The 12,656-nt window shown below is 61.9% G+C and carries 16 protein-coding genes; 13 read left to right on the forward strand and 3 right to left on the reverse strand.

The annotated features are described in order from the left end of the window. Window positions 1-5: 5 nt before the first annotated feature. Window positions 6-467 carry a DUF1330 domain-containing protein gene (locus PTE31013_RS17065; protein WP_150613953.1) on the forward strand — a complete coding sequence of 154 codons (462 nt, stop codon included), beginning with the start codon at window positions 6-8 and terminating at the stop codon, window positions 465-467. After that, window positions 464-1,375 carry an alpha/beta fold hydrolase gene (locus tag PTE31013_RS17070; protein ID WP_150613954.1) on the forward strand — a complete coding sequence of 304 codons (912 nt, stop codon included), beginning with the start codon at window positions 464-466 and terminating at the stop codon, window positions 1,373-1,375. The genes PTE31013_RS17065 and PTE31013_RS17070 overlap by 4 nt, the downstream gene beginning before the upstream one ends. On the opposite strand, the gene PTE31013_RS17075 is transcribed toward PTE31013_RS17070, so the two are convergent. Beyond that, a complete protein-coding gene (locus tag PTE31013_RS17075; RefSeq protein ID WP_150613955.1) occupies window positions 1,317-2,225 on the reverse strand; it encodes a LysR substrate-binding domain-containing protein in 909 nt (302 codons plus the stop codon). The genes PTE31013_RS17070 and PTE31013_RS17075 overlap by 59 nt on opposite strands. Window positions 2,226-2,383: 158 nt before the next feature. Here PTE31013_RS17075 and PTE31013_RS17080 point away from each other — a divergent pair, with 158 nt between their 5' ends. The 3 genes from PTE31013_RS17080 to PTE31013_RS17090 are packed head-to-tail and all read left to right on the forward strand — an operon-like array spanning window position 2,384 to window position 4,124. Continuing rightward, window positions 2,384-2,944 carry a sugar ABC transporter gene (locus PTE31013_RS17080; RefSeq protein ID WP_150613956.1) on the forward strand — a complete coding sequence of 187 codons (561 nt, stop codon included), beginning with the start codon at window positions 2,384-2,386 and terminating at the stop codon, window positions 2,942-2,944. Continuing rightward, complete coding sequence (locus PTE31013_RS17085) at window positions 2,937-3,263, forward strand: hypothetical protein (protein WP_150613957.1); 327 nt, start codon at window positions 2,937-2,939, stop codon at window positions 3,261-3,263. Before PTE31013_RS17080 ends, PTE31013_RS17085 begins: the two co-directional genes overlap by 8 nt. A gap of 21 nt (window positions 3,264-3,284) precedes the next feature. Next, a complete protein-coding gene (locus tag PTE31013_RS17090) occupies window positions 3,285-4,124 on the forward strand; it encodes an MBL fold metallo-hydrolase (protein WP_150613958.1) in 840 nt (279 codons plus the stop codon). 69 nt (window positions 4,125-4,193) lie between these two features. On the opposite strand, the gene PTE31013_RS17095 is transcribed toward PTE31013_RS17090, so the two are convergent. Beyond that, entirely contained in the window at window positions 4,194-4,394 is a 201-nt protein-coding gene (locus PTE31013_RS17095) for a hypothetical protein (protein WP_150613959.1), read from the reverse strand. A 197-nt stretch (window positions 4,395-4,591) separates the two neighbouring features. Next, window positions 4,592-5,296: an SDR family oxidoreductase gene (locus PTE31013_RS17100; protein WP_150613960.1), complete on the reverse strand. Its 705-nt coding sequence runs from the start codon at window positions 5,294-5,296 to the stop codon at window positions 4,592-4,594. 291 nt (window positions 5,297-5,587) lie between these two features. Between PTE31013_RS17100 and PTE31013_RS17105 the strand changes: the two genes are divergently transcribed. The 8 genes from PTE31013_RS17105 (at window position 5,588) to uraD (ending at window position 12,498) form a co-directional block, all read left to right on the forward strand. Next, a complete protein-coding gene (locus PTE31013_RS17105) occupies window positions 5,588-6,202 on the forward strand; it encodes an LON peptidase substrate-binding domain-containing protein (protein ID WP_150613961.1) in 615 nt (204 codons plus the stop codon). 151 nt (window positions 6,203-6,353) lie between these two features. Beyond that, window positions 6,354-7,223 (forward strand): ParB N-terminal domain-containing protein, encoded by an 870-nt coding sequence (locus tag PTE31013_RS17110; protein WP_150613962.1) that lies wholly within the window; start codon window positions 6,354-6,356, stop codon window positions 7,221-7,223. A gap of 2 nt (window positions 7,224-7,225) precedes the next feature. Then, window positions 7,226-7,897, forward strand: coding sequence for a GntR family transcriptional regulator (locus PTE31013_RS17115; RefSeq protein WP_174978601.1), 672 nt, complete (start codon window positions 7,226-7,228; stop codon window positions 7,895-7,897). Between the two features lie 186 nt (window positions 7,898-8,083). After that, on the forward strand, window positions 8,084-8,887 hold the full coding sequence (gene dkgB / locus PTE31013_RS17120; protein ID WP_150613963.1) for a 2,5-didehydrogluconate reductase DkgB: 804 nt from the start codon (window positions 8,084-8,086) through the stop codon (window positions 8,885-8,887). A 156-nt stretch (window positions 8,888-9,043) separates the two neighbouring features. Next, window positions 9,044-9,589, forward strand: a complete 546-nt coding sequence (tadA, locus tag PTE31013_RS17125) for a tRNA adenosine(34) deaminase TadA (protein ID WP_150613964.1) — start codon at window positions 9,044-9,046, stop codon at window positions 9,587-9,589. Then, entirely contained in the window at window positions 9,586-10,530 is a 945-nt protein-coding gene (gene ldcA / locus PTE31013_RS17130; protein ID WP_150613965.1) for a muramoyltetrapeptide carboxypeptidase, read from the forward strand. Before tadA ends, ldcA begins: the two co-directional genes overlap by 4 nt. Window positions 10,531-10,884: 354 nt before the next feature. After that, window positions 10,885-11,829, forward strand: a complete 945-nt coding sequence (puuE, locus tag PTE31013_RS17135) for an allantoinase PuuE (RefSeq protein ID WP_150613966.1) — start codon at window positions 10,885-10,887, stop codon at window positions 11,827-11,829. A 135-nt stretch (window positions 11,830-11,964) separates the two neighbouring features. After that, window positions 11,965-12,498 (forward strand): 2-oxo-4-hydroxy-4-carboxy-5-ureidoimidazoline decarboxylase, encoded by a 534-nt coding sequence (gene uraD, locus PTE31013_RS17140; protein ID WP_425495576.1) that lies wholly within the window; start codon window positions 11,965-11,967, stop codon window positions 12,496-12,498. The last annotated feature ends 158 nt before the right edge of the window (window positions 12,499-12,656 follow it).

The following is a 12,656-nucleotide window of genomic DNA, read 5'->3' on the forward strand; positions in this document are numbered from 1 at the left end:
CCACCATGAGCCGAACCAACGCCTCAGCCTATCGCGAACCGACACAGGACGCCGGACGGCAGTTCGTGCAGCGCGATTTTACCGGTCGCGTCGTCATGCTCAATCTGCTGCGGTTCAGAGACATCGCCGATTATTCCGGCTACCCCGAACTGGCGCCCGCTGAGATGATCAGCGGCGCCCAGGCCTTCGATCGCTACATCCAGCATACGCTGCCCCTTTTGCGGAAGACCGGGGGCGATATCCTGTTTCTCGGCGAAGGCGGATCTTTCCTGATCGGCCCCGTCGAGGAGTCGTGGGATCTGGCAATGCTGGTTCGCCAGGCCAGCGTCGCTTCTTTCCTCTCTTTCGCCAGCCATCCAGGGTATCTCGCGGGGCTCGGTCATCGCACGGCGGCGGTGAAGGATTCCCGCCTTCTCCCACTGTCGGAAATGCCGTTGCCCATGGTTGCCGAAACAGCGCAGCCATGAACATCACAAAGGCCAACGGCATTGCGCTCGCCTGGGACAGTTTCGGCCATGCCTATGCTGAGGCAATCCTGCTGATTTCCGGGCTCGGGACGCAGATGATCCGCTGGACCACGCCTTTTTGTGAGGGCTTGGCCGAAAAGGGCTATCGCGTGATCCGCTTCGACAACCGGGATGCGGGATGCTCCACACATTTTCGCGCCTCGGCCGCACCGGATTTCGGCGTGCTCGCGGCCGCGCTGATGGCCGGACGCCAGCCTGAAGTGGCCTATACGCTTTACGACATGGCGGCCGACGTCATCGGTCTGCTCAATGCCCTCGGCATCGCGCGGACGCATGTCGTCGGGCGTTCGATGGGCGGCATGATTGCCCAGATCCTGGCGAGCGACCATGCCGACCGGATCCTTTCCCTGACGTCGATCATGTCGAGCACGGGTAATCCAGCCCTGCCGCAGGCAGCGCCCGACGTGATGGCGATGATGATGCGTCCCGCGCCTGATCCCGTTGTCGATCCGGGAGGCTTTCTGGCGGTGCGTCTCGCTTTCGCGCGCAGAATTGCGGGGAGGGGGTATGCGTTCGATGAAGCGACCCATCGTGCCATCCTGCTGGAAGAAGCGCGGCGCTGCTACGATCCCGGCGGCGTGGCGCGGCAGATTGCGGCCATGGCAGTGACAGGGGACCTGCGAGCGCGTCTTGCGACGATCAAAGCGCCGGCGCTCGTCATACATGGAACCGATGATCCACTGATCCCGCCCGCCTGCGCACAGGACACCGCACGCTCAATCCCGAATGCGGTCTACCTGCCTATCGATGGCATGGGGCATGATTTGCCCCATGCACTCAATCAGACGCTTATCGACGCGATGTGTGGAGCGGGCCGACCAGAGTTTCGTCGAGGAGCCATTGGCTGAACGCTTGAATTGGCCCTCTGCTCAATCCGATCGGCTCAGGGAGGATGAGACAGAAGGTTTTGGAGATGGTTTTCCCTTCTGGCCATGGGGCGACCAGACGTCCTAGCGAGAGTTCGGTTTCAACATAGAGGCGCGGCACCAGCGCTACGCCGAGGCCGGCCAATGCCGCTTCGATCAGCATTCCGTGAAGGTCATAGCGCGCACCCATCGCAGGATTGGTCAACGGGGTTCCGGTCTCCTGAGCGTAGCGTTGCCAAGCGTCAGGGTTCTGTCGTCGGTGCAGGCGCGGTAGGTCGTCCAGTGAGGTTGTTCCTTCGCCTTCTGTCAGAAGGTCGGGATGGCAAACCGGAACCAGCACCTCATGCAGCAGGTGGTGAGTCCGCATTCCCGTCCACGCCGGGTGCTCGAAGTGAATTGCCGCATCGAATCCGCTTTCCGCGAGGACGAAGGGATCCATGCGCTCGGCTAGGTGCACAGTGATATTCGGATGCCTCTGTTGGAATCGTGACAAGCGAGGAATGAGCCATCGCATCGCGAAAGTCGGGATGGTGGCAATGTCGAGGCTTGCGCCGTCGCTCGGCTGTCCCATCAAGTACTGACTATCCCGATCCAGTCGGTCAAGCGATTCGCGAACTTGGACCGCGTAGCGTTCCCCGTTGGGCAGGAGGCGGACACGATTGCCGACCCGCTCGAACAGCGTGACCCCGAGGAACGCTTCGAGCCGGCCAATCTGGCGACTGATGGCGCCTTCCGTGAGCGACAGTTCCTCCGCCGCGCGCGCGAAGCTGCCGTGACGGGCGGCTGCCTCGAATGCCGTCAGTGCCGTGCTGCTGGGGATCTTCCTTCGCATGAGTGTTCCTGGTCTGAGGATGGTGATCCAGCCTAGCTTGATCTTTCATCACTGAAGCATACCGAAAAATCGTTTTATGAGCAGAGATTGAGCTCATATCATGATGGAACATCAACAAGGAGGGCCGGCGCACAACGCTTCCGGTCGCAAGTGATCTGATGATCTATACCGTCGAATGCAGCTTTGCCGATCCGGCCAGTGAAGCAGCGTGGAATGATTTCTATAGCCTGGAAAAACTACCCGCGCTCATTTCAGTGGGCGGTTTCCATACCTCGCAGCGTTTCAGGGCGTTGCGCGCGGGTTGCCCTACCTACCTTGCCGTCCATTCGATCGACGGTCTGGCTGTGCTCCAGGGCGACGAATACCGTCAGAAGGGCGGCGGCAATTTCGCACGCTGGCAGCAGCACATCACCGATTGGCACCGCAATCTTTATGGTGGTCTTGACCGCGCCCCCGCCATCGGTGAAGGCGATTGTCTGGTCTTGAGTGCAGTCGGTCCCGAGCCGCTCATCGAGATGGGGCTCATGCCTGAGGAGATCCGGGCGGTCGCATTGGAGAAGTTTCCTGAGAACCGGTGGTTGGCAAAGCTGGGGCACGCCACGAGCCTGCACGTAGACCCGCTTCCGAAGGGGGTGCATCTCTATGCGCCGATGACCGCGCAATTGACAAGTGGCCGTGGCCTCGCGCCCCAAACGCCGGAGCAGAAGCAAAATGCCTAACGTGACGATCTTCATGCCGACGGAAAAGATGCCGTCTGATGCGAACCGAGCGGAACTCGCCGCGCGATGCACTCGGCTTTGCACGGACATCCTCCAGGCGGCGCTGGACAACGTACATGTCATCTATGTCGCGGCCCACCACGGGAGAGGGCATCCGGCCTATGTGGAAATCAAGTACCGCCTCGAATCGCTCAGGACGTCATCGGTCATGGACGTCTTCATGGCGCGACTGGATGAGGCCATTACGCGCCATACGGGGCTAACGGCGCGTATCCGTTGTTTCGGCTACGCGGCCCCCGCCATTCATGCGCGCAACTGATTACGAGCCAGGAGCACTGCAATGAACAACATGAAGCTTCCAGGTCAGCAGATTGGCGCGTTTTCGATCACGGCCATCAGCGACGGATACCTTTCCGCAACGCTGGACACGCTCTCCAATATTGATCCAATGGATGCGTCCAAGTTACAGCGGGCCGCAGGCGTGAGCGACCCATCTGCCATTCACATCAACTGCTACCTGATTCGTGGCAAGGGCCGTACGGTCCTGATCGACGCGGGGGCGGGCGGTTTCAAGCAGTGGGGCGGAAAATTGACAGCGAATCTCGCGCTTGCTGGCGTGCAACCCTCCGACATCGACACGATCCTTCTGACCCATGCGCATCCCGACCATGTGGGAGGACTGCTCGATGCGTCGGGAGAGGTCGCTTTTCCCAACGCTGAGTTGATCGTTCATCAGCATGAGGTTTCCTTCTGGGAGGACGATGGCAATCTCAGTCGAGCGAGTGAGCGCGCGCGTGGCAACTTCCTGTTTGCTCGGAAGGTGTTCGATAAGTACCGGGAGAAGATGCGCACGTTTATCGACGACGAAGTCCTCCCTGGCGTCAGTGCGGTGCCTCTTCTGGGGCATACCGCCGGGCATTCCGGTTATCGCCTTGAATCCGATGGCCATAGCCTGTTGATCTGGGGGGATATCGTTCATTTCCCTCACATCCAGATCGCTCGTCCCGACGTCTCCATTGCATTCGATCACGATCCGCAGCTTTGCGCTGACACACGATCCAGGTTGTTGGATGTCGTCAGCGCCGACAAACTCCTGATTGCGGGGATGCACCTCGGCGAACTCGGGTTTGCGCGGATCAAGCGTGCAGGAAATGCCTACAGGATTTCTTATGAATCCTGAGTAAGACGCGCGCACCTTCAGTCAGGCGCATCCGAGGGGAGTAGGGCGCCTCGCCCGTGCCTGAATCAATCAAGTCTCCAGTGTCCCAAACAGTTGGGCTTCGCGCTGTTTAACGTAGGCAATTCCCGCAGCGTCTGCGGCAACCTTCGCGGCGAGCGCGGTGGTTGCCAAAGCCAGGCGGCCGGCGACAGCTACCGGTGTCGTCCCGACGGCTTGATTGCACGTACGCATCGGCAAAGCCAATCCGTCGCCGGCGGCTTTTGTGAGCATGTGATTCTCAATCACAGTTAAGGAATTTCGACGAAGTTTGTTCGTACGTTGATTGCCACTGTCCTGAGCACGGTCGCTGTTTCGTCTGTCGCCGCCGAGCCTCAGTACCTGGATTCGCGCAAGGTCATGACTTGCGCGAGCAGTCGGGGGAGGCAGCCATACGGATTGGCGCTGGTGGCGGCGGGCGCGCGCGGTGCTCAGACCGAGCGCGTCAGTCCGCCATCGACGCGAATGTTCTGGCCGGTGATGTACCCGCCACCTTCCGACGCCAGAAACGCCACGGTCGCAGCAACTTCTTCCGCCTTGCCGTAACGTTGCATCGGCACACTCTCACGGCGTGTCTCCTGCTGCGGCAGGCTGTCGATCCATCCCGGCAGCACGTTGTTCATCCGCACGTTGTCCTTCGCGTACTTGTCCGCAAAGAGCTTCGTGAACGACGCCAGGCCGGCGCGAAACACGGCCGACGTCGGGAACATTTCGCTTGGCTCGAACGCCCACGCCGTCGAGATGTTGATGATCGCGCCCGAGCGTTGCTTCTGCATGATCGGTGTCACCAGCCGTGTCGGACGGATCACGTTCATCAGGTAGGTGTCCATGCCACGATGCCAGTCTTCGTCGGTAATCTCCAGGATCGGCGCGCGCGGACCGTGCCCAGCGCTGTTGACCAGCACATCGACACGTCCCCAACGGTCGAAGGCAAGCTCGACCAGTTTCGCCAGCGCTTCGTTGGATTGATTCGATCCCGTCACGCCCACGCCGCCCAGCTCACTGGCCAGGGCCTCGCCCTTGCCCGACGACGACAGGATGCCGACCTTGAAACCATCCGCCGCGAGACGCCGCGCCGCCGCCGCGCCCATGCCACTGCCACCTGCCGTGATCAACGCCACGCTTTCAATCGTCATGCCGATATCCTCCAGAGGCGCGGGCGCGCCCACAACGGCAGCCCGCATTTTGATTCGTGTGTGCAAGCCTAACATCTTGACAAATGCCGGATGACGCGCCGGCGCGCGACCAGGGAACCCGGTGTGACGCAGAGGACCATTGCCCAGCGTATCCGCGCCTCAGCGGCGGCGTTGGGCAGGAATCGGTTCGGGCGGGATCTGCCAGGCACAGGCGTCGTTGGGGCGGCGGGCGCTCCGCGCAGCGGCAGGACGGCGACGCTTGTTGCGGGCGACTTCGTGTCATCATATGGCATGGCCCAGATCCCACTCTTCCCGCTCGGCAACGCCCTGTTTCCTGCTGGGGTGTTGCATCTGCGCATCTTCGAGGTGCGCTATCTCGACATGATCAAGCGATGTCTCGCCGATGGCAGCGAATTCGGTGTGGTCGTCCTGCGCAAAGGCAGCGAGGTGCGCTTGCCCGATGGCGTTGAGGAGCCGGCCATGATCGGCACGATGGCACGCATCGACGACTGGCGCGCGACCATGCCGTCGCTGCTCGAATTGGTGTGTCGTGGCACGACCAAGTTTCAGCTCTCGTCCATCGAACAGGGGAAGTACGGCCTGTGGACGGGCGAAGCGCACATGCTGCCGGACGACGTCAACGTCGCCATTCCCGACACCTTGCAGACCAGTGCCGACACGTTGGGCAAGCTGATTGCCGGGTTGCAGCGCGACCCCGCGCGCGCGGCAAAATTGCTGCTGGCACCGCCGTACCGCCTGGACGAATGCGGGTGGGTTGCGGATCGGTGGGCCGAATTGTTGCCGCTCCCGCCGCACGAAAAAGAAGCCCTCCTGGGCGTCTTCGATCCGGCGGCGCGTCTGGCGCGCATCCAGGCGTTCCTGACCGATCACGGCGTGCTGTCCTGACTGTCGATCCGGGAAGGGGGTGGGGCGTTCGTTTCGTCAAAGCCCGCCAGACAGGCGATAATGCCGCCTGCAACGTTTTTCCATGCCGCGACGGACCGCGTCGTGCCGCAGCCAGCGGCGCCGGGGTGCGGCGGTATCGTCACAGAAATCCATGACAGTCCAGATCAACGAAGAACTCAAGGCGTACATCGATCCGCTCACGCCTGACGAATACGGGGCGCTCGAACAGAGCCTGCTTGCCGAGGGGTGTCGCGACGCCCTGGTGCTATGGGGCGACGTGCTGGTCGACGGCCACAATCGCTACGCGATTTGCCGCAAGCACGACATCGAATTCCGTACGGTGCAGAACCTGTCGTTCAAGTCCATGGACGACGTGCGTCTGTGGATGATCGACAATCACCTCGGTCGGCGCAGCGTGTCCGATTACCAGCGCGGCGTGCTGGCGTTACGTAAGAAGACCATTCTCGAAGGTCGCGCCGGTAGCGAGGCCCCAGCGCAGGCCGAGGCGCCGCAGGCCGCTTCCGCAGGCGAGGCCGCCGAGGCAACCGGGGCCAATGCGTCGATCCCCGCGCATACGATGGCGCTCACGCGCGCGGCGTTGGCGCGTGCGGCACGTTTGTCGAGCAACACGCTGGGGCAAATCGAGCAGATCCACAATGCGGCGGCACCGGAGCTGGTGGATGCCGTCAAGCGCGGCGAGGTGTCGATCAATGCGGCGGCGGCCGTCTCGACCTTGCCGCAGGCGGCGCAGGTGGCGGCGGTCGTCGCCGGCAAGCAGGAGTTGCGAGAGCTGGCACGTCAGGTGCGCGAGGCACGTCCGGTCAAGCCGCGCAAAAAGAAAGACGACGAGATCGTTGAGGACGATGACGGCACGCCGCCGTGGGATACCACCGCAGCGCCGGCCGACGAACTCACGCGTCTGTCAAAAGAACTCAAAGCCATGACCGCCGAGCGCGATGCGCTCAAGAAGAAGGTAGCCCATCTGAGCATCGCGCTGGCGGAGGCGCGAGCGGGCAAGTGAGCATGCGAACTCCCAGACCCCAGGGCCTTCATCAGGCCATCCGCGACACGCTTCGAGACGAGATCTTGAGCGGCGTGCTCCCGGGTGGGTACCAATTGCGTCAGGAAGCGCTGGCCGAACGCTTCAACGCGAGCCGCGTGCCCGTGCGCGAAGCGTTGCGGCAATTGGAAGCGGAGGGGTTGGTCACACACCATCTGAATCGTGGCGCGACCGTGGCGAGCATGAATCTCGAGCAGTTGTGCGAATTGCTAGAGATTCGCGTGGCGCTGGAATGTCACGCCGCCAAACTGGCTGTGCCCAATATGGCCGAGCGCGACTTCCAGGTCATGGAGCAGATTCTGGCCGACTACTCGGCATCCGACGTCGTCGCCGAATGGGCCGAGTACAACCGGCGTTTCCATCTTGCGCTCTCGGCGCCCGCCAACAATCGACGTTTGCGCATGCTCATCGAAGCGCATTGCCTCAATACCGATCGCTATTCAAACCTTGCGATGTCGCAGGCCACCGGCAAAGAAAAGCCTCAGCACGATCACTACGAGATTCTGGCGGCATGCCGGCGTCGCGACGTGACGGCGGTCGTGTCCCTGCTCGAGGCGCATATCCTCACCACACGCAACGAAATCAAGGCCATGGCGCGCGCCGACGTCAGCTTCCTCTCGCTCGCTGCCATCTGAGTCGTCGTCGCTGATTACAGTGGCTGACGGCTCGATTTGTGCTCAGTTGTGAATTCAGTGCACGAATCTTGTTCGTCTGCGGGGACTTCTTGCGTGAGCGGGAATCCGGGACACTGTGCGCTTCGGTCGCGCCGGTCAGCGAGTGCAGATGCGGTTGGCGCGACGTCACTGACAGGAGTTGCATTCATGAGTCTTCCCGCCTTCGGCCTCGGCACGTTCCGTTTGAAGGGCCAAACCGTCGTCGATACCGTTACCCAGGCGCTGGCGCTGGGATACCGCGCGATCGACACTGCGCAGATCTACGAGAACGAGGCTGACATCGGGCGCGCACTGGCGGCATCGGGCGTCAAGCGTGACGCGTTGCATCTCACGACCAAGATCTGGGTCGACAACTTTTCCCGTGACAAGCTGATTCCGAGCCTGAAGGACAGTCTTTTGAAGCTCGGCACCGACCGTGTCGATCTGACGCTGATTCACTGGCCGTCTCCGGCCAATGCGGTGCCGATGGACGAATATCTCGGCGCGTTGCGCGAAGCGCGCGAGCAGGGTTTGACCGGCGCCATCGGCGTGTCCAATTTCACCGTCGCGCTGTTGCAACAGGCAATCGGCATCGTTGGGTCGGGCGAGTTGGCGACCTTGCAGATCGAACTGAGTCCGTATCTACAGAACCGCAAGGTGGTGGAATTTGCGCGTTCGCAGGGCGTGCACGTCACGTCTTACATGACGCTGGCGTACGGCAAAGTGCTGAACGATCCGGTGCTTTTGAAGATTGCCGAGGCGCATGGGGCGACCACGGCGCAAGTCGCGCTGGCCTGGGCGATGCAGCAGGGGTACGCCGTCATTCCCTCGTCCACCAAGCGCGAGAATCTCGCGAGCAACATGAAGGCTTGCGACCTGCGGCTGAGCGATGACGACCTGGCACACATCGCCACGCTCGATCGCAACGAGCGTCAGGCCAATCCGGCGTCGCTCGCGCCCGCTTGGGACTGAAATACGCGGTTAGGGGGATTGTGGGCCGCTCGCCCGGCGTGCGACAGAGGCGGGGCGTGTGCGAGAATAGCGCATTGCCGGACTCGGCCAATTGCGCTGTGCTGGGCGCGTCCCAAACGGGGCGGGTGATGTGCAGCGGCTTTTCGTCAACGTTTCATGAATCGAGATTTACCCGCCACCGACGAGACCTACATGGGCCTGGCGCTCCAGCAGGCCCGCGTCGCGATGGTGCAGGGCGAGGTGCCGGTCGGCGCTGTGGTCGTATGCGATGGGCAAGTGATTGCCGTCGGGCACAACTGCCCGGTCGGCGGTCACGACCCGTCGGCCCATGCCGAAATGCAGGCATTGCGTGCGGCGGCACAGGCATTGGGCAACTACCGGCTGCCGGAATGCGAACTGTACGTGACGCTCGAGCCGTGCGTCATGTGTGCGGGCGCGATCATGCACGCGCGCGTGAAGCGCGTCGTATATGGGGCTGCCGATCCCAAGACCGGGGCGTGCGGCAGCGTCGTCGACCTGTTCGCGGAACCTCGGCTCAATCATCATGCCGAAGTGCTCGGCGGCGTCATGCGCGACGAATGCGTTGGCATTCTCCAGACCTTTTTCAGTGAGCGACGTGCCGCTGCGAAGGCGCGTCGCTCGTCGGCGGCTGGCGACACGGCTGGCGAGACTCCGACGTCAACACCGGGATCCCTCAATTGACGCAGACCAGGCTTCTCGAACTGATTGCTCCTTCCGGCTACGCGCCGGATCCCGACGTCGCCGCGCGCGGCATCGAGACGTTGGAGCGCCTCGGCTACACCATCAGCAATCGCGAGTCGCTTGAGCGCCGATATTTGCGCTTTGCGGGGACCGATGCCGAGCGCGTTGCAGAAATCAACCGGTTGGCGGGGAGTGCCCATCCCATGCCTGAGATCGTGCTCGCGGTGCGCGGCGGTTACGGTGCTGTGCATTTGCTCGACCAGATCGACTACGAGGGCTTGCATCGCCGGTTATCGGGGGCGCCGGTTGCCATCATTGGCCATAGCGATTTCACGGCGGTGCAACTGGCGCTGTTGGCGCAGGCCCGTCTCACCACCTTTGCCGGGCCGATGTTGCTGGCGGACTTCGGGGCCGATCCCTTAAGCGATTTCACCCTGACGCAATTCCAATCCGTTTTGCGCTCGCCCCGTCACGTGACCGAGTGGCAGGGGGACGGAGCGAGCGGCGACATCGATGTGTCGGGCACCTTGTGGGGAGGGAATCTGGCGATGGTATGCAGCTTGATCGGCACACGGTACCTGCCGCAGATCGATGGGGGCGTGTTGTTCGTCGAGGATGTGAACGAGCCGCCGTATCGCGTCGAGCGGATGTTGTACCAGTTGCATCAGTCCGGCATTCTGGCGCGGCAGCGGGCGTTGGTGCTGGGCGACTTCTCGCAATACCGCGTGACCGAGTACGACAACGGTTACGACATGCCGGCGATGATCGAGAGCGTGCGCAAGGTGATCGGCATTCCGATCGTGACCGACATGCCGTTCGGCCACTGCCCCGACAAACTGACCTTGCCGGTGGGCGGGCAGGCCAGATTGCAGACGTCCGGGGCACAGGTCACGCTGACACTTACGGGATATCCCTATCTGTCCGAGTCATCACTGGCGTAGCGCCGACCGAGCGTCCGGCAAAGCAGCATAGCGGCAAGCGAAAGCACGCCGGGTCGATACGACGGCCCTGCGTGCTTTTTTGTTGTCGAGATGATTGACGTGCGTTGTCCGATTTTCTCCTAATTTTTTCGATATTTGGCGAATTTTAAGCAAAATCATCGCGATCGAAAATCCGTGGGCGGGGGTGATGCCGGGGGTAAATGGGCGACGGAGCGCGCCTGAGCGGAAGGGATAAAGAGGGGGCGACTATACGATTAAGCGCAGCCTGAATATCTGAATCTGGCTATGTTTCCGCGGGGTGGATTTGGCTACACTGCTTCGATCGTTTCGCCATCCCCAGAATGCCAGGACACCATGGCCAGCCACATTGCAAGTTCCAACGACTATCCGCGCGACCTGATCGGTTATGGGCGTCACGTACCGTTTGCCGACTGGCCGGGGCGTGCACGCATTGCTGTCCAGTTTGTTCTGAACTACGAAGAAGGCGGCGAGAACTGTGTATTGCACGGTGATCGCGCGTCCGAGCAATTCCTGTCCGAGATCATTGGCGCGGCGGCATATGAAGCGCGTCACATGAGCATGGAGTCCATCTACGAGTATGGGTCGCGGGCGGGCGTGTGGCGCATCTTGCGCGAATTCGAGCGTCGTGGTCTGCCGTTGACCGTATTTGGCGTGGCGATGGCCATGCAGCGTCATCCCGAAGTCACCGCCGCGTTCCAGGAATTGGGACACGAAATCGCGTGTCACGGATGGCGCTGGATTCACTACCAGGGCATGGACGAGGCGACCGAGCGTGAGCACATGCGCGTCGCCATCGACATCTTCAAGGAAATGACGGGAAGCGCGCCGCTTGGCTGGTATACCGGCCGTGACAGCCCGAATACTCGGCGTTTGGTGGTCGAGCAGGGCGGGTTCGTGTACGACTCCGACAACTACGGAGACGACTTGCCGTTCTGGACGCAGGTGAAGACGGGGAACGGCGAGGTCAAGCCACACCTTGTCGTGCCGTACACCCTGGATTCCAACGACATGCGCTTTGCGGCGCCGCAGGGTTTCAATACAGCGGATCACTTCTTCCACTACCTGCGTGATGCCTTCGACGTCCTGTATGCCGAAGGGGACGAGGCGCCGAAGATGCTGTCGGTGGGCATGCACTGCCGATTGTTGGGTCGCCCGGGGCGATTTGCGGCGTTGCAGCGATTCCTCGATCACATTGAAAAGCATGATCGCGTGTGGGTGTGTCGTCGAATCGACGTGGCACGTCACTGGCAGGCGCGCCATCCCTACGCGGTGGCGTAAGCGAGAAAGGTTGCGTGAGGTGACTGCGTCCGGAGGGGGGCGTAGTCGCTGGTTGAAATTTGAAATTGGCCGGCGTCACCGGGCTGTGCGAGCGGCATGGCGGGTCGTCGCCGTTGTTTTCCAGGAGAGCTGTTAATGAACGCCCCGTTGCCTATGACCCAACGTACCGTTGCCGAACTATCGGCGTTGCCGCGTGCCGAGTTCGTTGCGGCGCTCGACGGCATCTTCGAGCATTCCGCGTGGGTGGCCGAAGCGGCTTGGGAAGACCGTCCGTTTGCTACCGTCGAGGCATTGCAGGATGCCATGTGTCAAGCCGTCATCGATGCTGGCGAAGGCCCTCAGCTCGACCTTATTCGTGCTCACCCGGAATTAGCGGGCAAAGCGGCCGTGCGAGGCGAACTGACGGCGGAGTCTACGCGAGAGCAGGCAGGGGCGGGGTTGGACCAGTGCAGCGCGGACGAGTTTGCGCGGCTGACCGAACTCAATGAAGCGTACAAGGCCAAATTCGGGTTTCCGTACATCCTGGCGGTGCGGGGGCATAGCCGCGCCAGCATCATCGAAAATTTTGCGGCGCGCGTTGCAAACAGCCGGGCGGACGAGATCGACGAGTGCTTGCGGCAGATCTTCCGAATAGCCGGATTCCGGTTACAGGATCTGGTTCGCGGCTGAGTTGATGGCCGATTGGGCGATACACCTCCGTCTCAGCCCGAATCATTCAGTTTCAGACATTACCGAGTCTCAAGGAGTTGGCATGGCCCTCGCCCCGCAAGATCCGAACGCACCGGAATTCGTGCGCCGTTACGTCAATCTGGCTGATCCGCGCCTGG

The organism is Pandoraea terrigena, assembly GCF_902459705.1.
Taxonomy (GTDB): domain Bacteria; phylum Pseudomonadota; class Gammaproteobacteria; order Burkholderiales; family Burkholderiaceae; genus Pandoraea; species Pandoraea terrigena.